Source organism: Bradyrhizobium sp. RT6a (assembly GCF_040547675.1).
Lineage (GTDB): Bacteria > Pseudomonadota > Alphaproteobacteria > Rhizobiales > Xanthobacteraceae > Bradyrhizobium.
Map to the genome: position 1 here is coordinate 733,715 of NZ_JBEPQC010000004.1, position 20,573 is coordinate 754,287.

At 58.4% G+C, this 20,573-nt stretch carries 20 protein-coding genes and 4 pseudogenes; 12 read left to right on the forward strand and 12 right to left on the reverse strand.

Annotated features, from left to right (window positions below; all coding sequences use genetic code 11):
* The first annotated feature begins 38 nt into the window (after nt 1-38).
* Together ABIC03_RS25330 and ABIC03_RS25335 are read left to right on the forward strand one after the other, a co-directional pair.
* Complete coding sequence (locus tag ABIC03_RS25330; protein WP_502917343.1) at nt 39-335, forward strand: multicopper oxidase domain-containing protein; 297 nt, start codon at nt 39-41, stop codon at nt 333-335.
* A 451-nt stretch (nt 336-786) separates the two neighbouring features.
* Entirely contained in the window at nt 787-1,830 is a 1,044-nt protein-coding gene (locus tag ABIC03_RS25335) for a GSU2403 family nucleotidyltransferase fold protein (protein ID WP_354061963.1), read from the forward strand.
* Here the strand turns inward: ABIC03_RS25335 and ABIC03_RS25340 are convergent.
* From ABIC03_RS25340 to ABIC03_RS25350, 3 genes and pseudogenes are all read right to left on the reverse strand, one after another.
* Entirely contained in the window at nt 1,827-2,018 is a 192-nt protein-coding gene (locus ABIC03_RS25340; protein ID WP_354061965.1) for a hypothetical protein, read from the reverse strand. The genes ABIC03_RS25335 and ABIC03_RS25340 overlap by 4 nt on opposite strands.
* Nucleotides 2,019-2,576: 558 nt before the next feature.
* A pseudogene (locus ABIC03_RS25345) lies at nt 2,577-3,300 on the reverse strand (transposase); the annotation flags it as partial.
* A 69-nt stretch (nt 3,301-3,369) separates the two neighbouring features.
* A pseudogene (locus ABIC03_RS25350) lies at nt 3,370-3,552 on the reverse strand (2Fe-2S iron-sulfur cluster binding domain-containing protein); the annotation flags it as partial.
* A 425-nt stretch (nt 3,553-3,977) separates the two neighbouring features.
* On the opposite strand from ABIC03_RS25350, the gene ABIC03_RS25355 reads away from it, so the two are divergent.
* Together ABIC03_RS25355 and ABIC03_RS25360 are read left to right on the forward strand one after the other, a co-directional pair.
* Nucleotides 3,978-4,439 carry a mobile mystery protein A gene (locus ABIC03_RS25355; protein WP_354061967.1) on the forward strand — a complete coding sequence of 154 codons (462 nt, stop codon included), beginning with the start codon at nt 3,978-3,980 and terminating at the stop codon, nt 4,437-4,439.
* Entirely contained in the window at nt 4,436-5,029 is a 594-nt protein-coding gene (locus tag ABIC03_RS25360; RefSeq protein WP_354061969.1) for a mobile mystery protein B, read from the forward strand. The genes ABIC03_RS25355 and ABIC03_RS25360 overlap by 4 nt, the downstream gene beginning before the upstream one ends.
* On the opposite strand, the gene ABIC03_RS25365 is transcribed toward ABIC03_RS25360, so the two are convergent.
* Nucleotides 4,990-5,538: a hypothetical protein gene (locus ABIC03_RS25365; RefSeq protein ID WP_354061971.1), complete on the reverse strand. Its 549-nt coding sequence runs from the start codon at nt 5,536-5,538 to the stop codon at nt 4,990-4,992. The genes ABIC03_RS25360 and ABIC03_RS25365 overlap by 40 nt on opposite strands.
* A gap of 976 nt (nt 5,539-6,514) precedes the next feature.
* Here ABIC03_RS25365 and ABIC03_RS25370 point away from each other — a divergent pair.
* The 3 genes from ABIC03_RS25370 to ABIC03_RS25380 all read left to right on the forward strand — a co-directional run bounded on the left by ABIC03_RS25370 (nt 6,515) and on the right by ABIC03_RS25380 (nt 10,003).
* A complete protein-coding gene (locus tag ABIC03_RS25370) occupies nt 6,515-8,194 on the forward strand; it encodes a hypothetical protein (RefSeq protein ID WP_354061973.1) in 1,680 nt (559 codons plus the stop codon).
* Nucleotides 8,195-8,209: 15 nt separating this feature from the next.
* Nucleotides 8,210-8,707 (forward strand): nucleoside 2-deoxyribosyltransferase, encoded by a 498-nt coding sequence (locus ABIC03_RS25375; RefSeq protein WP_354061975.1) that lies wholly within the window; start codon nt 8,210-8,212, stop codon nt 8,705-8,707.
* Nucleotides 8,708-9,412: 705 nt separating this feature from the next.
* Nucleotides 9,413-10,003, forward strand: a complete 591-nt coding sequence (locus tag ABIC03_RS25380; protein WP_354061977.1) for a hypothetical protein — start codon at nt 9,413-9,415, stop codon at nt 10,001-10,003.
* 87 nt (nt 10,004-10,090) lie between these two features.
* Here the strand turns inward: ABIC03_RS25380 and ABIC03_RS25385 are convergent, their stop codons facing one another.
* The 3 genes and pseudogenes from ABIC03_RS25385 to ABIC03_RS25395 form a co-directional block, all read right to left on the reverse strand.
* On the reverse strand, nt 10,091-12,400 hold the full coding sequence (locus ABIC03_RS25385; protein WP_354061979.1) for a hypothetical protein: 2,310 nt from the start codon (nt 12,398-12,400) through the stop codon (nt 10,091-10,093).
* Nucleotides 12,382-12,873, reverse strand: coding sequence for a hypothetical protein (locus ABIC03_RS25390; RefSeq protein ID WP_354061981.1), 492 nt, complete (start codon nt 12,871-12,873; stop codon nt 12,382-12,384). Before ABIC03_RS25390 ends, ABIC03_RS25385 begins: the two co-directional genes overlap by 19 nt.
* Nucleotides 12,874-13,106: 233 nt before the next feature.
* A pseudogene (locus tag ABIC03_RS25395) lies at nt 13,107-13,223 on the reverse strand (methylmalonate-semialdehyde dehydrogenase (CoA acylating)); the annotation flags it as partial.
* Nucleotides 13,224-13,232: 9 nt separating this feature from the next.
* Between ABIC03_RS25395 and ABIC03_RS25400 the strand changes: the two are divergent.
* Nucleotides 13,233-13,410: pseudogene (locus tag ABIC03_RS25400) on the forward strand (choline dehydrogenase); the annotation flags it as partial.
* A gap of 203 nt (nt 13,411-13,613) precedes the next feature.
* Here ABIC03_RS25400 and ABIC03_RS25405 read toward each other — a convergent pair.
* From ABIC03_RS25405 to ABIC03_RS25420, 4 genes are all read right to left on the reverse strand, one after another.
* A complete protein-coding gene (locus ABIC03_RS25405; RefSeq protein WP_354061983.1) occupies nt 13,614-14,078 on the reverse strand; it encodes a hypothetical protein in 465 nt (154 codons plus the stop codon).
* 59 nt (nt 14,079-14,137) lie between these two features.
* On the reverse strand, nt 14,138-14,839 hold the full coding sequence (locus ABIC03_RS25410) for a hypothetical protein (protein ID WP_354061985.1): 702 nt from the start codon (nt 14,837-14,839) through the stop codon (nt 14,138-14,140).
* A gap of 99 nt (nt 14,840-14,938) precedes the next feature.
* Complete coding sequence (locus ABIC03_RS25415; protein ID WP_354061987.1) at nt 14,939-15,703, reverse strand: hypothetical protein; 765 nt, start codon at nt 15,701-15,703, stop codon at nt 14,939-14,941.
* A gap of 82 nt (nt 15,704-15,785) precedes the next feature.
* Nucleotides 15,786-16,268 (reverse strand): toll/interleukin-1 receptor domain-containing protein, encoded by a 483-nt coding sequence (locus ABIC03_RS25420; RefSeq protein WP_474423510.1) that lies wholly within the window; start codon nt 16,266-16,268, stop codon nt 15,786-15,788.
* A gap of 622 nt (nt 16,269-16,890) precedes the next feature.
* On the opposite strand from ABIC03_RS25420, the gene ABIC03_RS25425 reads away from it, so the two are divergent.
* The 4 genes from ABIC03_RS25425 (at nt 16,891) to ABIC03_RS25440 (ending at nt 19,415) form a co-directional block, all read left to right on the forward strand.
* Nucleotides 16,891-17,190, forward strand: a complete 300-nt coding sequence (locus ABIC03_RS25425) for a hypothetical protein (RefSeq protein ID WP_354061991.1) — start codon at nt 16,891-16,893, stop codon at nt 17,188-17,190.
* A 114-nt stretch (nt 17,191-17,304) separates the two neighbouring features.
* Nucleotides 17,305-17,883 (forward strand): helix-turn-helix domain-containing protein, encoded by a 579-nt coding sequence (locus ABIC03_RS25430; protein ID WP_354061993.1) that lies wholly within the window; start codon nt 17,305-17,307, stop codon nt 17,881-17,883.
* On the forward strand, nt 17,876-19,099 hold the full coding sequence (locus ABIC03_RS25435; protein ID WP_354061995.1) for a type II toxin-antitoxin system HipA family toxin: 1,224 nt from the start codon (nt 17,876-17,878) through the stop codon (nt 19,097-19,099). The genes ABIC03_RS25430 and ABIC03_RS25435 overlap by 8 nt, the downstream gene beginning before the upstream one ends.
* Nucleotide 19,100: 1 nt before the next feature.
* On the forward strand, nt 19,101-19,415 hold the full coding sequence (locus ABIC03_RS25440) for a restriction endonuclease (RefSeq protein ID WP_354061997.1): 315 nt from the start codon (nt 19,101-19,103) through the stop codon (nt 19,413-19,415).
* Nucleotides 19,416-20,220: 805 nt separating this feature from the next.
* On the opposite strand, the gene ABIC03_RS25445 is transcribed toward ABIC03_RS25440, so the two are convergent.
* Nucleotides 20,221-20,573, reverse strand: a 353-nt coding sequence (locus ABIC03_RS25445) for a plasmid pRiA4b ORF-3 family protein (protein WP_354061999.1), incomplete at its 5' end; no start/stop codon positions are given.

Here is a 20,573-nt window from a genome sequence, read left to right on the forward strand (position 1 = left end):
GGATATGCCGGCTCTCATCGGGATCAACGGCAAAGTCCATGATCCCAAGAGAATCGACGTCCAGGCTTGGAACGACCGAAATATGGGAGATTCTCTCGGTCGGAATGCCGCACCCGTTCCACATCCATGGCGCTATGTTCCGGATCCTGTCGCTGGACGGCAAACCGCCTCCCGAACACCTCGCGGGATTAAAGGATGTGGTCCTCGTCGAGGACAAGGCCGAACTACTGGTGAGTTTCACCAGGCCGGCAACGCGCGAGCACCCCTTCATGTATCATTGCCACATCCTCGAACATGAAGACGCGGGGATGATGGGCCAGTACACCTGCGCTTGATCTGCTGGAGTGCCTCTGAAATTGCGCCGGCTCAGCTTGCCGGCGCTGTCCTCGCGGTTCCGCTCGCGCCCTGGCTTTGGCCGCGGCCGACCTCGATTCCCAAGTCGGGATGCGCCATCGTCTGTCCCGTAGTCGCCCCCCAAGGCATCCCTGCTTTCTTCGGCATCATCTCGCTACTCTATGCGACCGTGGGTCAAGCCGGCGGGACCGCGTTCTTAGCGTTGATCGCGTTCACTGCCTTTCATCGACGGAGAGACCGATAGACAGGCCCTGGACCGGTGGTTCGATGGAGGCGGTTAGCATGGTGGATGGACGGCCATCGAATGGGGAGAAAAGTTCCCGGTTTCAACAGTTTGGCTTCATATTCGACGGAACTGTTGAAACTCTTGAATTCAAATGATAAATACGGTTTCAACAGCAGCGCCCCTAAACTGATCGAAGTGTTGAAACCATGGATTTTCAAGAGCTTAACAATGATCAGCGCCGCGAGGTTGTCAATAGCCAGCAGCGCTTTCAGGCCCTCCGAGACGCGAAGGAGGTGTCCGACGCTCATCGCGGTTCCCTGACCTGGGTAGAGTCCAAGGGCCATGAATACCTAGTCCGGAGCTACTACGACAAAGCGGGCCTCCGGAAGCAAAGCTCGCTCGGCGCGCGCTCTCCCGAAACGGAAAAGATGAAGGCCGACTTTGAGGCCAAGCGCACTGCGGCAGAGGACCGATTGAAGAACTTGCGCGACACGATGGACCGGCAAGCTGCAGTCAATCGTGTGCTCGGCTTGGGTCGTGTACCGCTTATTGGAGCCCGGATCATGCGCGCTCTCGATGGTTTCGGGGTGCTGGGTTCAGGCATTCGGATTCTAGGAACGAACGCGATCTACGGTTATGAAGCCTTTTCCGGCGTCAGAATCGATCCGGGCCTCGCCACGACGGAAGACATCGATCTTCTGTTCGACGCGCGCGGCGGGCTTACGTTCGTGGCGGACGACGACGTCTCTGACTCTTCGCTCCTCAAGATACTCCAACGTGTCGACACCAGCTTCGAACGCGCCAAGCAGACTTTCCGCGCTGTAAACCGAGACGGTTATCTCGTCGATCTGATCAAGCCTATGCAGAGTCCTCCTTGGAAGAAGGCTCCGGACAAGATCGGCTCGGACCCGGAAGACCTGACTGCCGTTCAAATCGAAGGACTCGATTGGCTGCAAAATTCTCCGGCTTTCGAAGCGATCGCGATCGACGAAAAGGGTGAACCCGTGCGTATCGTCGCGCCTGATCCTCGGGTTTGGGGCGCCCATAAGCTTTGGTTGTCCCGTCGTGCGGACAGAGAACCGCTCAAGCGCCAACGAGATGCAGCACAGGCGGAAGCCGTGGGTGCTCTGGTCGCGAACTATCTCACTCACTTGCCGTTCGAACCAGAGCAGCTGAAGATGCTTCCGAGGGAAGTGGTAGACAACGCGGCGCCGCTTTTCGTTAAGACAGACAGAGGGGCGCGAGCCTAGCGTTCAGGCTCGACAAGAACGAAGCCGGCATACCCGGTGCCGATCATCGGCGGCACCATGATGATGATCAGCATGATGCTGCCCGTCGGCATGTTTATGAACATAATGACTGGCATCATCCGCGGCATCATCATCGCCAGCAGCAGCACCCGCATCAGCTTCAGTGTCGCGATCGGCGACGCCGGCATTGCCCGCGCCCCAGCGGCTGCTGGGCCACCTAACACCGACCAAAATCGACTGCGATCGCGGCAAAACCGCTTAGCCCACGGCTAAATCTTCGCGGCGTTAATGTTTGGTTTCAAGCTCGGCCGCTGATTTTCAAAGATCGGCCATCGAGTTACAAAATCGAGTCGTTCTTAAAGCCCGGAATCGAGTCGCTCTTATAACCCAAGCGAGCCGTTCTTACAGTGGACCAACAAATTTCTGTGGGGCCACTTTGAAAACGGCTCGGCTATCCCGTTGATTTTCCACGACCGCGCGTTTTGAAAGCGACTCGATTTCCACTTTGAAAACGACTCGATCACCCCGTTTTTAGTTTTGAAAACGACTCGATCTGGTAAGTAGCTATTGGGGTGAGGTTATTTTTGGCTGTTTTTTTCGCGAAAGGGCTCGAGATTTGGGGCTGTTTTCTGGCGTGAGCAGGCCGCGGTGAACGGTCGGCTCGCAGGGGTGCCGCAGCGGGGCGTCCGGGTCAGCAGCTACTTTTGATAATGAGTCGTTCGTGAAGCACGTCCCTGAGCACCGTTTTACGCAAGGTCTGGTTGCGATAGTTGGCGACAGAGTATCCATAACAGGCCGCATAAAAGTTCGGTGAGCCAGCGGCGGAGCAGGCTGAAGTTGTAGCCGGCGGCGGCGAGCACGGCGTTGGTGCGGTCGCCGTCGCGACCCTTGAGATGGTTACGGCGCATTCGGTGGTCGTCCTTGAGATGGCCGATCACAGGCTCGACGGCGGCGCGACGCCGCATCTCGCGGCGGATGGCTTTGGTGACACGGCGAACCTGGCCGCTGATCCAGACCTTGAACCGGTCGGGATAGTTGTGGCCGCGGTAGCGCTTGTCGCCGTGGATGCGGCGCGCTGCAACACCAGTGAGCTTTTCGAGGTCGGCGATGACGGGACCGAGCGTGTGGCCGTCATAGGGATTGCCGTGCAGGGCCTTGGCATGCAGTACGAACTGCCCGCCTTTGGGCGCGGTGGCAGGCGTGGCAATCGAGACTTTGCAGCCAAATTCGTAAGGTGCCCGGGCCTTGCCTTTGCCGATGCACTCCACCTCGGGGGCGTGCAACGAGTAGACCTTGGGGCCGCGCTGAGGCGGCTCTTGATGGCGAACCCGGTGGGCGAGATCGAGCAGCGGACCAAAGCGATCCTCAAGCGCAGGGGCGCCCTCGATCTTGCGCCTGATGTCAGGATGACGCGGCCAAGCCGGGTGCGCAGGAATTGAGTTCTCGCCGGGCACGCTTGAACTGGTGGGCAGCCGCGCGAACGCTCATTGCTACAAAGTCGAGCACCAGAGTCTCACTGACACATCCCGAGCAGCAAACTATCATCGAGCGGTTGGAGACCTCTTCCTCGTCCGAAAGTATCTGATCATGATGATCAGGCACGCCACCGAGAACCCGCGTCTCGCATGTTTCGCAAATGCCTTGCTCGCATGATATCGGAACATCGACATCGGCTGAACGACGTTGCATAGCTTCGGTCGAGGTCGAGCAACGCCTGAGCATAGTCGAGCGTGATTGTAATGCCGTCTAGGGTGGTCAGGTCGATATAGCTGTTCAGAGAGCGAACATCGGTCGCGACCAGATCGCCAACGCGCGTGCGTACTCCTCCGTATCGAAGCAGCGCAGGCTTATAGACATGTTCTCAGGGGCGGTCGGCGGCGGGAGTTCATCCGCCGCCGCGCCTCCGGTTTGTATCTCCGTGGGCGTCGCATCCGTCATTGGCCGTCATGGTAGACCATGAGGGCGATTCGTGCTGACGGTTTGGGACCCCCGCCAAGTCCCTGATTTGGTTTCAAAATAGGCGGTTTGCAAGGAAAATAAGACCGCGGGCTGATTATTGTAGCGCTAAAATCAGGTTGTGGCCTGATAAATATTGGAATAAACAAGACTGTAGACTGATACAACGGCCCATAAAATCAGGTCACACTATGAAAAACGATGCTCGCCAGCGCGGTCGTAAACGACTTGATGAGCGGCTCATCCCGCTCAAACCCGAAGACCGCTTCAACGCCCCGCCGAAAGGCTGGGTGCGGGCGATCAGGGACGCGCTCGGCATGACGGGCGTCCAGTTCGCCAAGCGGCTCAAAATCCGTCCCCAGAGCGTCGAGGCCCTTGAAAAGTCGGAAGCGAACGGTTCGGTCCAGCTCAAGACGCTGCGCCGCGCGGCGGAAGCCCTCGACTGCACGCTTGTCTACGCCCTCGTGCCGAACACGTCGCTTGAAGGCGCCGTGAGCGCGCGCGCGCGCAAGATCGCCAGACGCGAACTGGGCCGCGTCGCCCATACGATGAAGCTGGAAGCGCAGGGGACGGGCGACGCCAATCTCGAAGCGCGCATTGAGGCGTATGTTCGTGATGTCCTCAAAGACCGCGATTTGTGGAACGAGCTATGACGGATCTCTTCCAGGAACCGGATGACGCGACGCCGCTCGATCCCGCGCTGCGCGGCGATCTGCTGCAAACCTGGATCACCAGCCGCGCGGACCTGAACGAGGCGGAAGAGGAAAACATCGTCAAGGGCGCGGCCTGGGGCCGCCGCCGCCGCGGAAAGGCGGCCGATCTCCTGACGGAGGATTTCGTCAAGACGCTGCACAAGCAGATGTTCGGCGAAGTCTGGAAATGGGCCGGAACCTACCGGCAGGGCGAACTCAATATCGGCATCGCCCCGCATCTTATCGCCGCCGAGATGCCGGCGATGCTCGATGACGTACGCTATTGGGTCGAACACGAGACCTATCCACCTGACGAAATCGCCGCGCGCCAGCATCACCGGCTGACGCAGATTCACGCCTTCCCGAACGGCAATGGCCGTCACGCGCGCATGATGGCCGATCTCGTGATTGAACGGCTCGGCAGCAAAGCGTTTAGCTGGGGCGGCGGAAGCCTTGCCGACGTAGGAACGCTGCGCAATCAATACGTGGCGGCGCTTCAGGCCGCGGACAATCACGACATCGGGCCGCTGCTGGCCTTCATGCGGTCATGACGGCGGGCGCGCTGACCATCGCCGATCAAAGCCTCGTCGTATTCGTCGATGATACCGGGCACGAAGTCCTCGTGCCGCGTCATCCCGTTTATGGGCTTGGCGGCTGCGCGGTCATGGCCGGCGATCTCGACCGGCTCATCCGTCACCCCTGGCATGAAGTACGGCGCAAGGTGACCGGCTCGGCCGACACGCCGCTGCATGCCGCCGCATTCTTTCGCACGGAGCCATTCGCGCGCATCGGTGCGACCGTGACCGGCGCCGTAATTCGCGTCCGCCTCGATGATCGCCTGGCAATGCGGATCGAGCGTGGCGAACTCGTCGAACAGCGAGAGGTCGGCGCTGCTGTCGTATTTGAAGTCGAGCTTCAGTTGCCCGATGACAGAACCGAGATCGAGCGGCGGCTCCGGGTCGCCCAGGTCGCGGAGTACGCGCGCGACCTGGGCGCGGATATCTCCGGCGGAAAGGCGCAGCGCATCCCAAAGGCGCTGCGGCTTGCTATGGAAGGGCATAGATAAATCTGCTTCTCATTCACGCTTTAGCCGTCCAGCGACCTAATGAAAACAACCCGTTCGGCTTCTGTTGCGACATCGTCAAAGCAGTGTTCTCGGGAGTTGGATACGAGCTTCGCCCAAGCAAGGGACTAGCGCACCCAAGCCGTCCTAACTGAAGAATAGTTTGTCGCAGAAAATGGATCGATTGCCGCGGGTCCTCGGCGGACTGGAGGCCCATTCCAGGCGGGGCCGCGCGGCCGGTCCAGCCCCCGATATGCCCATCTCGTGATTCGAAACGAATGCGATACCGCGGTGGTCTAATGCAAAGCCCCGGTCTTGCGACCGAGGCTCCTCTCTTCAAGTACAATGAATCTGCAGCTCACTTTGGCGCGGATGGCTCTATCGGCTGTGGCACCAGACGACCATCGCTACGGATGTTTGATTCCATTCGCGACTGAATGTCAGTCAGAACCTGCGCGCCCTGGTCACCGTATACTTCGGCAAAACGCCGACGAACCATCTCTCCCGCCCAATTTGCGGAGCGACGATTGGCCTTTTCGTACGCCTCATCAACAAGAATGGTCACGGTACACCTTTTCAAAGAACGAATCGGGCGACGCTATCAGCTTCGCGCCTTCCCGTTAATCGTCCGTCTACGCCAAAGCCCGGGCGGTTCAACAAAACACATACCCACGGTTGAGTCGAGACGTCCGAACGTCGCTGGGCGGCTTCGCCTCCGTCTATTTAAGTTGAAGCGGTGCGCCACACAACCCTTGCTTACAATTTTGTCATGGTAGATAAGTAGGGAATTGCCCCCTGTTCCACGTTAACCATCCCATTGAAAATGCCTCCTTTTTCTCCCGCAAATGGGCCCCGGTTTCTGAGCGTTGGAGCCGTAATCTCCTGGGTCTTCCCGGATGGACCCGACCAGCAGAATAAACGACTTAGGTTCGCTCCGAGCTACCCACCCGACCTGTTCGCGGCTGCGGCCTTCTTGCTGCAGGTCGGCGGTGCCTATCACTATTTTGTTCCGCGCGGCCGGCGGGATGATTGGAGTGAGGCGTGTGTGTGCGTTGAGGATGCAGACCTTCTGGAGTGGCAGCACATCGGAAAGGGATGGGCTAAGCGGTATCCAGAGCTACCAACCGAAATACAACAGCTATGGACCGAACTCTGGAAGTGCAGAGGCGAGCCGGTCTTCAAGGAGCCTGAAGAAGGCAAATCAGCACCAAGCTGGTGGAAGATTTGCTGGGCGCTGATGGCGATTGCCGATGAGGCTTGCGAAAGTGTCGGCTACATCCACGTAGACGACAAGCAGAGCGACTGGCACGGGAGCTGGGTGGCGCTTACCGTCGATTATTGTCTGCGCAATTCGTCAGATGGGGTTACGCCCTCCGACCGCCACCGTCGCGTAGACAGACAGATTGCAAGCATTTGTCTTATGGCAGATCGTGACGTCGTCTGCGTACAACCCAAATCACACACGCCAGAAGTAGGCTGTACGCCTCGAACATTAGCGCACAATCTGGCGCTTCTTCCGCCCAGGGGCGAGATGCGCGCGCATTGGCAGCGGCCGCCCCAGTATATGCTGCCAGAATCCCGAACGGATCTCCGTTTGCTCTTGATTCCGTATCCGTTTGAAATGGATGCAGAGTGGTTTGTCGGAGAAAAGGTGACCACTGAAGAAGAGCTGAGGAGACCGGGTCGAGCCAAACCTTGGGGGTGGTTCACACTCGATCAGCACTGGTTGCCCAGAAATTCACAGGCCATAGTAAAGATGGTCGATCTTCTCTTGGCCCAAGCAAGAGCGAAGGCGGGTAGCGTCAACGGGGTTGTTTTCCCTGAATACGCGCTCGATTGGAAGTCGTACAAAGCTGTCGCCGATCATCTTCGCGACCACCATCCGGACGTTGAATTTTTCGTAGCAGGATCGAGTGACAATTGTGCCGGCGAGAAGGGCAATTTCGCGCTCTCGTCCCACTTTTTCGATGAGCCGAATGGCGAGCGTTCTACCAGGATGGCTGCAACGACGAGCCGCGCAAAACATCATCGCTGGCGGCTGGACTTACATCAACTCGCAACCTACGACCTAACCAATGCCTTGGATCCGCGATATCTCTGGTGGGAAAAGATTGTTCTTCAGCAGCGGGAAATCCACGTAAAGGTCATTCGAAGTGCTTCAGTTTTTACCACCATGATCTGCGAGGATCTTGCCCGGAGTGATCCTTGCCACGAGGTGCTGAGAGCCATAGGACCGAATCTAGTGTTCGTATTGCTTATGGATGGGCCACAAATTCCGGTTAGATGGTCAGCGCGCTACGCAACGGCGCTTTCGGATGATCCGGGTAGCTCGGTTCTAACGTTCACTTCGCGAGGGTTGATATCTCGATCGAACTCTGCGCTCGAAAGAATGACTCTCGAGGAGCGGGGATCGCGGGAAGCGAGTTGGGCCGTTGGCTTGTGGAAGGATGCGACCGGTACTGCACAGGTCATCAGTTGCCCGCCCGGCGACCACGGCGTTGTCATCAGTCTTCATGGCGATCCCTTGTTCGAGGCTACCCTGGACGCAAGGCAAAATGCGGATGCTTCTCGTTGGAGAATGGTCGGCACTCCAATCACCGTATCCCTCGACGCTGTTCGCGATAGCAAGTTGATAGACGAGCTAAAAATTTGAAGAGCGGAAACACAAATGCCTAGTGCACCAAAGGCGTACCTCGCAGGCCCCACGGTTTTCTTCCCGGATGCACGCGAAGTGGGGCACCTGCTCAAAAGGCTTTGCCAAGATCATGGTCTGATCGGAGTGTTCCCATTAGACGAATTGGGACCTGGCGTCACTGCCCGTGAGATATTCGATCACAATATCGCCCGTCTTCGGGTATGTGACATCGTTGTAGCGGATGTGTCGCCATTCAGGGGGCCACATGCCGACGATGGTACGGCGTTCGAGATGGGCTTTGCCAACGCTTTGGCGCTCCCAATTTTTGCGTATAGCCGGGATGTGCGGCCCCTGGCTAGCCGAATAGCCACAGAGCGTGGCCATGACCGACGGTTGCGGGATGATCGGCAGCTAGAAGTGGAGGATTTCGGTCTGAATCAAAATTTGATGTTATCGTGCGCAGTGGTCGGTGTGTACGAAAGCGCCGCAAAGGCAATCGAGGCGGCCGCGCAGCATCTGTCTGCGACATGACGACATTCTTCGCTTGTAAAGTCCGGTCTCCGCACAGATCAAGACGCGGCGCGTCGCTTGGTCAAACCGTCAGATGTATCGATCGCCTCGACCCAAAACCAAACCCTCTCCTTGGCGCCTCAGAGCACATAGTTCCTCAAGGAGCGCACTGTCAGCTGAAGATAAGCGCGCGTGTTCGATCATACAGAATCCGGGCGCTCAGGGCATTGACCTGCGATTGGAAACGCCCGACCCCTCGGGGTCGTGTTCGTCGACGATTTTTGCCTCCGCCTTCGAGCATCCGCCATCTGAGGTTTTGCGCGCGACCCCTGTGTATCAGTAACAAACTAATTCTTGCTAGGTTTTAAGCGACCCTAGGCGCTGTGCGATCGCCCTTGCGCTCCCGGGTCTTGTTGTTGGTGCATCCTCTGCTCAGGATAGCGGGCCGGCCGTTGCGCGAGTGAATTACCAGCAGCCAGAAAAAGATGCGGATCGTCTAACCGTTATGATCAGCGATCTGCATTTTGGGGTCGGCAAAGGGACGAGCGGACAAGTTTATCGAACTGGCTGAGCTCCGCCCCAAGTTTGCCCGCGCGCCCTCCGCTAGAGCATACGCACCCAAATTCGCCTAAGCAGGCGTCCAACGCGGGACCCCCTTGCACGATATCGAGTGACCGATCATGTTCGGTCCCGATGCTGAATCGAAGCAGGGCAAGAGGGGGTACCATGTTGTCCTACCTAAACGCTGAAGCGAGTTTCATCCGAGCGTACGGAAATCGCTGCCTGCTACTCATTCTGCTTTGCGCGCTTACGCGAACCGCGAATCCCGATAAGCTTTCCGCTCTCGGCATCTCTTTGGATATCTCGCCCGGCATCATCGTCGCTTTTGGTCCGCCGCTCGCTCTGCTGCTGCTGATCTCCCTTAAGATCGAAGCTGACAGCCTTTTTGTGGCGCGAGAAGCCGTATTGGAGGAGGCGAGCAAGCTCCGTTGGCACGCGGCTCGGGTAAGTCGGTGGGTCTATTTGTTGTTCGCGGTGCCGTTCCTCTCAAGCCTATTCATGACTGCACAATTCCTTCTGAAGGTGGTTCCTTCGAAACCCGGGTGCGAGGGCTGGAGCTGGGTGCAGCACCTCACGGATTTCACGTTTCAGGGAGGTTCTCCGTCGACGTATTGCATTCGCAATCTGACCGAAGGGATGCCATGGATCTATCCACCGATCCAAACCTACCTCTACGTCCTGTGCGTGGTCGCGTGCGCGTACCTTACTTGGCGCATCGCGGACGCTTGGCCGCGGTCGCGAGCTATGCCCGGATAGAGGCGCTGCTCATCTGGTGCAGCATTCGAAAGCGGCCCTCGACGCGTTGCCGCCTGCGCCCCGCGGAATGTATGACGAGCGGCGACCCTACTGGCGAACGGAGAAGCCAATCGAGTGTTCGCCCAGGTGGGGTACCACTACCAAGACTTGCTCTCCAAGCTTGAGATCTTTGCGCTCGATCTTGATCGGGATGTCGAAACCGTCGAGATCATAGCCGACATCGCCGGTGAAGGCAGCGGAGGCCTGTTTCCCCGCCAACGCCCTGATGATGTCGCCACCGGAGAGCCCTTGTGCCTTTCCGATGATCGAGAGACCCGTGATCGCTCCCGTCAACACTGGATTGCACTCGACAAGGAGCTGGGGGTTCTGGGTAAGGACCGCCTCGGCCGGTGCCGGGGTGATCTTGGCCGTCAGGTTGAAGCTGTCGACGTGGCCGTTGAGAATGAGCGTGCTCGGGGCGGCCGGATCCGGAGGGCCAGTAGCGAAACTAGCCGTGATGCTCGGCTGCTGGGGCGGGAGGGTCACGTTCGCCGAGAAGAACGCCTTACCCTTGGCTGGACACACCAAAACCGTCCCAATGTCGTAGGGTGTAAAGTCGATCGCGCCGCTTACGGTGAGGTCTACGGCGATCCTCGGCGCGAACCTAATGCCAGGGCGATCGGTCGTGAGCGTCAAAGCGGCCGCGTCCGCCTTTATGACGCCTTGCGCCCGTCCGTCGCCCCCGATCTTGCCGATGCCGCCGACTTGTGAGGCCAGTTGCTGAATGGCGTTCCCCAAATCACATCCCGCCTTGTCGGTTACGGCTGCCGCATCGCACGCAGCCTTTTCCGTATTGGCCGCGACATCGCAAGCCGTGCGGCAAGCTTGATACTTTGGTTCGCGAGCGACCTGACAGGCCGCCTTGTTTGCTTCGCAGACCGGGTCACCGGTACACTTTTCACAGAACTTGGCAGGTTCTCTCCAGCTAGGGCACGGGACGTTCGTGCATATGCCGCGACCGCACGCCCAATCGCAGCCGTCTCGTGTACAATCATAGGCGCAGGAGTGGAACGAGCAATTGCGTTGCGAGCACGCATATGTCGGCTTCTTCACCAGTCGGATTTCGGTCGGGGTCATTGCCTGCGAGCCCGTGTCGACACGATAGACGGCCTGAATGCCGCCGATATCGTGCCAGTGGGCATTGGTAATTTCGGCGAGGCGCGTCCAGGATACATCGGCGGAAATCGAGGCCATATCGGCGTCGGGGAAACGTGTTCGCCGGCGCTGGCTGAAGGCCTCCTTGAGATCCGCAGTCTTGCCGGAGAACGGCGGCGGTTCCACGCCAGCAAGGCGGTCGGCGAGGTTCGGAGATGCAAGATCGAAGTCGGCGAGGATCTGAATCCCGTCGCTGGCTATTAGGATCGCGGCGCCCGCCAGCTTGCCTTCGGCGGCAGACAACGTCGCCGGCGACAGCTCGAGTCCAGGAGTTTTCTTGGCTATTTCCTTGAGATCGATGGGGGCTATCCGCAGTGGCGGAACGTCGATCGGGATCGAGGGCAGCGCCTGGGAAACCCCAGACACAAGGCCAGCCAATATGGTGTTCACGGAGCTCACAAGTTCGGTCGGATCGAACCGCGTAGTCTCGATCTTGATGATTTCCACCTCGTCGAGTACCGGCAGCAACGATAGCGATCCGTTCTCGGTCACTGGCGAACCACCGATACCAAGCCGGGAGGTCGCTTTCCCCGATACCGGATCCTTGAGATCGGCCGTGGCGGTCGCGACCACGCTCAAGCGTCCGTCGGAGAGTATGAATTTGCTATCCAGCAGGGTGATGGATTTCTTGGCGGCCGCCTCGCCGAGAGCCTTCTGAAGCAATGGCGCAATTGCGGTACCGACGTTGGCGGCCGGTAGGATGAGCGATACGTCCGGCCCCTTGAGATTGTGGACACTGCGCCAGGCAGCCTCGAGCGGCGCCGTCGCTCGCTGCTGCGGGGGAATCGAAGCTCCGAAGCCAGAAAAAGCGCTTTTCACCAGGTCAGGGGATAGGACGAGGCCATCCTTCGGTGCACTCGTCAGGAGCGGAGCGCCCTTCGCCAGGAAGGCGGATTTGAAGCCTGGAAAGTCGGTCGAACCCACCGGTTGCTGATTTTGCTGCCGTTCACCATTGATCTGGCCGAGAAAAGTGATGCCGTTGTCATCGATGAGGATACTTGCGGCCGTCAGCGACTGAGCCGGGACAACGATCGTTTGGCTGCCCAATGACACACGTGGTTCGGACGAAAGCTGCTTGATGAACGCCAGCTCGATGGGCTTGATTCGGCTATTCGCGTTTGCCATGACGGAGGTCAGCGCATCTCCGACGCTGCTTGCGATCATGCCCGGCAGATGATGCCCTTTTAGGCTAACCGAGGCCACTGAACCCGATCGAGAGCCGGCGTGAGAACGATGCCGCTGTCGGTCGTCGAGACGGATATCGAACCTTGCGCCTGCCCGGAGGCTGTTCCGTCAAGCGAACCAATCGGGGCAGTAAATTCGCCGGAGAAGCGGATTTGCTGCCCGCCGGAATGCACGGACAATTGGTCGATTTTGATGGCTTGCGTGTCGAGAGCGGCGATTGCGCCGCTCAACAACGAGGCAAGTGTGTCGGTTGATAGCGTGAAGGCGACGTTGGGAGTGGCTACCTCATTCAAACTGCTGGCCGAGCTCTTGATGGCGCTCGCCTGAGCTTCGGCGGCCGATCGAGGCGGGAAGTGCTCGTTGAGCCATCCGATCGCGATCCTATCGATTGCCCAGGGTGCTAGTAGAAAGCCGAACGGAGCGAGGAGAGCCAGTACCGCAAAAGCGATCGCGACCTTGGTCCTCCTCTCCAAAATTAAAACGTGCAACATTGGTAGTGAGGCAATTCAGAGGTCGAGCACGCCGCACGATCACAATTGTTCGCGGCCGTAACGATCGATCCCAGGATCAAATTTGGAGGAGAGCCTTTCAGCATAACAAGACAGATCTATTGTGAATTCACCGTTAGGTTGAGTTCTCCACAGAATGAATCTCGTGACTTGAGGCCGGAGCTGGGACGACCATGAGCCCGGCCCAGGTCTCCCACATTCCAGCCGGATCGCGATCAACCCATCGTAGGCATCACGAATTCCGCACCCGCACGGATGCCGGTCGGCCAACGGGACGTGATGGTCTTCAATTTCGTATAGAACCGGTCGCCTTCCGGACTGTGTATGTGGTGGCCGTTTCCGCCGGATACGCGGGAGGGTTTTTCCGTGCTGAACTCGCCGGCGACGGAAGACCGGACATCCAGGTGCACTTCATCACGTTCAGTACGGACGCGATGGGGACGCGGCTGCACGATTTCTCCGGCTTTACCGCGCTCGGCTTGTCAACTGAGGCCGGAAAGTCGCGGATACGTGCGGATAGCGGCACGATCTCGTCGCGAAGAAAAAGGGCCCCAGGAGGATCATCTGCCTCCGCGCGCGGCTCCGGGTGAATCTTTTGTGATTGCGCGAACAATCGAACCTCTGAATCAATCCGGCGCGAAAACAGAGCCCGGTGGCGGCGGCAGCAGCGGCGGCATCAATGGCACAGGACACCATCGGCGTTCGGACAACGGTGCTCGTAGTCAAACGGCCTCAATAACTCTGTCCACAGACCATGACAGTGTCGCCGCGCGATTTCGGATGGCCTCAAGTTCATCCGTCGACCTGCTTCTGCCGGTTCGGTGGCGTGTTGCGGACGTCGCCTGATACCCCGGTTGTGCATATCCGACGCAATAGTCCCCGGTGTACGTGGCATGAATGAAATCGTTTCGGTCTTCCGCAAACTGCAACAGTTCAGCGCCGACGGATTTGATGTGAGCTGCGAGCGCTTGATCAGTTACGCGCCACGATAAGGCGTCCGCCCATCGGCTGGCCTGGGGACCTAGACCTGGGAGAGCCTTTAGGTCGGCAGACGCGGCCAGATCAACGTGTGCCAAAGATTCGATCATCATGTGTTCGATTTGACCCATGATTTCGGCGAGTTCGCCGAGTAGAACGTGCTCCTCGGCGGTCAGCACCAAGGGGCGGGCTGGGTCGATCTTGATCACCGGGGATTCTCCAGCGCGAGCTAATGGAAAAGAAAGCCACAAGGGCAACGTTGCAGGCGCTATCCACGCTTGTGGCGCAAACGCCGAAGAATAAAGACCAGTGCGACCGAAACAGCGGCAACTGCCGCGATGATTTGGCCAATAAAGTATAAACGCTCTTTCTGGCGGGCGTTTTGCTGAGCCTGCTGAATAACAGAAAGGAACATTTCCGGCGTCGGGCGGAGACGATCGGTTACGGGCGGCAAGATGTTTCTGACTACATCCATTGTCTCGATTGTATCGTTTCGGTCGCCGTGTCGAAAGCGAAAGGTGAAGTCCAATTCGAGGCCGGGAGTCAGGCTATCCCATTTGCCATCGGTTGCTCCCGCCAAGATTCCATCAAGTTTTGCGGTGCCTTTCGGAGCAATAGTCCCCATCGGCTGGAGGTCGAGCGTAGACGATAGCTTATCCAGGCTCTGTTGGCGGCTGGAGAGATACAATTCGCCTGCTTCAATGGAATTCTCGACGCGCATGCTGAGCGGACGGATGTTTGATTCAGATCGATTCAGTATCGAGAGTGCAAAGGCCGCCGCGGAGGCACCGCGTGGGGTAATCTGCAGGTCGAAAACCGGTTGCTTCTCCTGAACCTCCCGCAGCTCCTTCGCGACGCTAAAATCATATGAGAGCTTCGCGACGTAGAGGCTTCCTCCCGAAACAACGATGGCGATCGCCGACAATAAGCCAGCGTAGTGATCAAGCGCGAATTTTTGCCACCGGTTCAATTGTTGCACTCCCCACCACATGCACCCGACATCTGCGACCGAGATCTACTTTAGCCGATGTTGATCGATGGTAAGCACGTTGGCATCGGTCGGGCTTCTTTAGCTGAAGGCGGTGGTAAAATCTGGTCTAAAGGTGAATCTAGAAGGCACGATCCGCAGATGTGTTGCGATGGGAGCAAATGGATCGCGCGAAACTGGCACGATGATTACAAAGTTGCGGACGGTTACGAAGCACGCGCCTCGTTCAAAGCTGAATGAGAAGGGATTGGTCCATATCTTCTCTCCCTCTTTGGTGAACGGCTGGCCGGCCAAAACGACCTGGTGGCGAGTGCCGAGGCGTTTGTGGGAACGGTTCGGATTGAAGAACTGCTCGCGCAAAATCAGACCGCTCTCCATCAAGGTCACCACGTAGCCGTACTTGGCAACCATCGCCAGATAACCTAGCATGAGGGCTCCGATGATGTGCTTGTCTCTGACCCTGCGGCTAGGTGAAGACAGCTGAGCTCCTCCCGATAAGAGATCAGCGATAGGCCCATCGTAGAATCGACCTTTCCAGCTGTTGCAGCCATTGCCGTAATGTTTCGAACCCTTGTAGAGAAGCGGCTTCTTGCAAAGTAGCAGATTGCCTGATCGTACGTTAGCCGGCGTAGCGGGGTCGCTCCGAACGACGGCTGGATCAATTCGCAATGCGCGCTGAGGAATTAGGTGCTCGAGGTCGAAAAACTCTAGCGGCAAAAACCGACCGCAAGCGCAGCACATGAGAAGTTGATTGCCTTCAGTCTCGGGCACGAACTGAGCGAGATCTTGCCGCATGTTATGCCACAGTCGTTCCTTGATGGATGCGGTCTCCAGGTTGCCTGACATGCGTCTCCTTAGCGCTGGCCGCTCGCCCTCACCGGCGCCTGACCGCTTGCGACGTGGGGCCGGCCATCCTCGAGAACAGAAGCTAGGGAGCGACCAGCTCGGCGAGCTTGGCCGCAACGTCTGCCATCGAATTATCTGCAGTACTCAGGCCGCTTCGCGACCCGAGCAGGGGGCTGACATCGCGAAGTGCTTCGTAGGTCGTGCCGTGTACGATGGGCACGAGCAGGTCACGTGCCAGGAGCGCCGATAGCTCTTTCTCAGCGATCCCTTCTGCCCGAACCCGTTGCAGCAGCGCAGGGGTCACAAGCACGATCCCGACCCGCGACTTTGCCAGCCCCTTATCGATCTCGCGGAGCAACGAAGTGCCGAGGACGACATCCTTCTCGCTGAACCAGACCCTGACGCCGCGTGACTCGAGTAGATCGTGCAGCTCCTTGGCAGCCGCTTGCCGGTCGTCCCACGCATGGCAGAGGAAAACGTCCCGCAGGTCAGGAAGGGGCGCTCGCTTTTCGACGCTGTCGCGGAACGGCGTGAGAGCCCGCACCTCGGCAGGCGTATACGCCACCGACGAACCGGCTCGCGACCATCTCGGCCTTGCGCTGCCGCCTGACCCGCCGCCGCTGCTCCTGGCGCCCCCGCTGCTCCACGAAGCGGAGTAGGACGAAGACGAATAGGATGGCGGCGAGTACGAACTATAGCCCCCGTAGCGGCCAGAGCGGCCGCGGCACGCAGGGCACGCAGCTGCTGCGCTCGACGAGCGATGACCTTCTTTTGGTGCTGTGCATCTAGCCACGTGCCGGCCCCGGTTCGTTGCCGATCGCGGCTGCGGTCGGGCTATAGAAGGTTGTTTTGCCGTCTGCGTCGTCTTCCATAGCTCCCTCCCGACTTGGCTTTGCGATTCGCCGGAACGAAAGGATGGCACGCGCTCCGCGTGTTGGTGCAGTTTTGCACACTTATCCCGCTTATTCACAGGGTTGGGGACGCGCCGCCCCAGGGAGGGCTTGGCGGCAGGTCGGTTTCGATCGCGCAGCCGATAGGTGAAAGGAGCTTCAGGTACACCGCTCCAATCCGAAATACTCGCCGCATTGGACGAGTTCGCGAAGCCGGTCTATCCGTCGGTCTGGTGAACGATGTCATTCCTCTCGGATCGTGCCGCGTAGAGCTCACCGAAAAACTCGGCAGTCGCGTTGCTGCTCTCGGGCATGTCCTGTGTAATAGCTTCCTGGGCCAAACCGATTTTCTTCGCGGTCGTGAACTTGCTCAGTTCTTTCCGGACGATCGGCGAGTGGCGCTGGATCACCTTGTTGGGCAGTAAGATCGATCAGATTGTCCAGCATGCCCGCGCGCAGAGCGACCTGACCTATCGCGATCAGATGCTCGTCATCGAGGGCCAGCCTGAAGGCGTTCCGGCGGTGTGCTTTCCTGTCCTTCTCGCTGGTCCTGCTCATGGTCTATATCCCGTATTTTTCGACGCATCGAAGAAGTGATATAGAATAATTATCAGTTCTGCGTCTTAATAAGGATAATTATCGATCCTTGACTCGGTCGCAAGGATGATATAATATCCTTATCGAATATCAATTTTGATCAGGATACTTATCGTGTCGTACCAAAGCGAGGAGCTTATCCGGGAAGTGCAGGGCCAGCGTGTCAAGAAGGCTATGAGCCAGCGCGCTTTAGCCGCCCGCTCCGGATTGACCCAAGCGCACATTTCCCAGATCGAAACCGGGCGCCTTGAACCGGGCCTATCGAGCTTCATCCAAATGGCGCGGGCGCTCGACCTCGAAGTCGTGCTTGTGCCTAAAAAACTTCTTCCCGCAGTGGAGGGTGTACTCCGTTCGACCGCTCCTGAATTCTTCCAGGAAGATGGGCAGTCTGTCCTTTTTGCCAAGGGTGAACGCCTCATCGCCAAACTGAAGAAGCGGTACGGCAGTTCAGCCGCGCTCGACCGCATCACAGAATATCTTCGCTTCCTAAAACAGGTCCGCCTTTCAAAGTCCGACCTCGCCCTCGTTACGGATGTCATTGAGACTTTTCGTCACGATAAGGCCAGCCCGCCACCAAAGCCCGTACTAGATAATATTGCGGGCGTACTGCAGGGCCTTCGCAACCGGATCGCGCATCCTGTGGAAGCGCCGCGTCCGGCCTATGCTTTTGATGGAGGGGACGACGATGCCTGACGTATCGGTTCTGGACGTCCATCTATTCGGCAAACCCATCGCCACCCTCACGCTCGTGCAGGGGGACCGGACGCTCTTTGCCTTCAATCAAAGCTATATCGACGATCCAGATCGCCCGACCCTGAGCCTGTCTTTCAAAGACCAGTTCGGCAATCTCCTGACCGCGTTCAGGCCCTACCGCATGGTTCTTCCGCCGTTTTTCTCTAACCTGTTGCCGGAAGGACCGCTGCGCCGTTACCTCGCAGAGCGCGCGGGCGTAAAGGAAAAGCGTGAATTCTTCCTGCTGTGGATGCTGGGTCAGGATCTTCCGGGCGCATTGTCGGTCCATCCGGCGGAAGGCGAGGCCCTGCCGCCGCAGGTCGAAGAGGACTTAACGCCGGACGAGCGGCACAACATGCTGCGGTTTTCTCTGGCTGGCGTACAGCTGAAATTCTCGGCGCTCAAGAGCAATTCCAAGAGGGGCGGCCTGACCATCCCGGTGGAAGGCGTCGGCGGTTTGTGGATCGTCAAACTGCCGTCCAACCAGTACGCGGGCGTACCCGAGAACGAATATTCTATGATGACGATCGCGAAGGCCATGGGCATGGACGTACCAGACCTTCAGCTGCTTGACGTGAACGCCATCGACGGACTGCCCGAGGGCATTGGCGAGTTCAAAGGGCAGGCGCTCGCCGTCAAGCGGTTTGACCGGACCGCCGACGGTCCTGTCCACATGGAAGACTTCGCTCAGGTCTTTGGCGTCGCGCCGGACGAGAAATACGAACACGTCAATTATAAAGGGATCGCGGGTGTGCTCGGCATTGAAACCGGTGATGCCGACGTCGCCGAATTTATTCGCAGGCTCGTCTTCAGTACGCTGATCGGCAATACCGACATGCACCTTAAGAACTGGTCGCTGATCTATCCCGACCGGCGAACGCCAGCATTGTCGCCCGCCTACGATCTGCTTTCGACCATTCCCTATATTGCGGATGATAAGATGGCGTTGAACTATTCACGTACCAAGAAAATGGTTGAGTTTTCGAAGGATGAACTCAAGCATCTTGCGGCGAAAGCGAAGATTTCCGAAAAGCTTGTCCTCGATACCGCCACCGAAACGGTGCAGCGATTCAAGCAGGTGTGGTCCGACCAGAAGAAGACGCTTCCGCTGCATAAAAAGGTGGCCGGTATCGTCGATGCGCACGCGGTCTCCATCCCGATTTACAGCGAGCTGTAGGATGCCCTACGAGTTCGGAAACCTTTCGCCAGCTGATTTCGAGGACCTCGCCCGTGACCTCGTCGGCCGCGAGCTTGGTGTCCGTTTCGAAGCGTTTGCGGCCGCTCCAGACGGCGGCATGGATGGCCGTCACGCCAAAGGCGGCGCAAAGATCATCCTTCAGGCCAAACATTACGCAGGCTCAACTTATCCGGCCTCAAATCAGAACTCAAACGGGAGCGTTCGTCGATTGATCGTCTCGCGCCTATTCTTCCATTTTGACTCTGATGCACTTCGAAGAAGCTTGGACTGCCACCCTATCGCAGAAAGGGTATAATGTAGTCGGCAGCGATCCTCCCGGTTCGACGATGGCGGCGTCGTGGATCGACTACTTCTTCCCCGAAGACTGTAAGGACTGGAATGCTGAAATCTGGAATGGCCGGCAGCGAAACCGAAGGAAGTGATACGGCATCGAGGGCAACATGTCTTTCGCAGATTTTGTGATGGTATCGATGGCACCAGCACGCTTTTCCTCTGCCCCGACAGTGCCAACGGTGGCGATTATTGCAACCACGGCTACAAACACTCTCATCACCCTTCTCTCCCCGCATCATGGCGACGCTCAACGCGGAACGGTTTTGCGATAATCGTCGATCATCGCGGCGGTGACATCGGTCGGGTAGCAGAGCGGCGCAGCACCGCCCGGCCGCGAGTAGGCGCTTCTCCCCCGCATGCTCGGCCGCTATTCGTAAGATCATCTGGGCACGCGCAGGGGTGGCCCGTGGCGTAGTAGCGTTCTCGGCTCGCCTTGACGATGATTGCGGCGATAGCTGCCGCAGTCAGCGCGACCTCCACCTTGCGTTTCCCGTCAGGCTTCGGCGGTGGTAATTCCAATTGGGTGGGCTTGGCCGCGGGCTGCGGTAATGGGCTCGGCGACGCCGCGGTTTTAGCTGGGACTTCCTGCGGCGCTTCGACTAAGGCGACTGGCTGGACAACGCGCGATGCAACCGCGGGTGCCGACGATGGTCCAACCGGAGCGCCATCATGGCGCCCCGCCGCATAGGCAATCAGGGCTGTAAGCCCTACAAGAATGGTTACGGTGTAAGCGTAGCGCTGCGGCCCTTTTGATTGGCGCTTGACGCTTATTTTGTCCGCGTGGCGCGTCGCCGCGGTTTCCATGTGTCGGACAACGCGTTGACGGCGGCCTCGAGGGCCTTCCGGTCGATCACGTTGGGATCGAACCGCTCCGGGCCCCAGCGGCGCATATTTTCGTGCTCCGGATGAGCAGGGTCGCTGATGGCGTCGAGGTATTCGGCATAGCCTGGCGCACCACCGACGTCTTCCGGAGGACAACGACCGGCGGCCTCGAGCAGGAAGGGCATGCCCTCCGTCGTGGTGTTGTCGAACCATTTTTCGAGCTTGATCACGTGATCCCAGCTGTCGCCGAAGTCATAGAGATAGTGGATCGTCTTGGCGCCGGTCTCTCGAACGATAT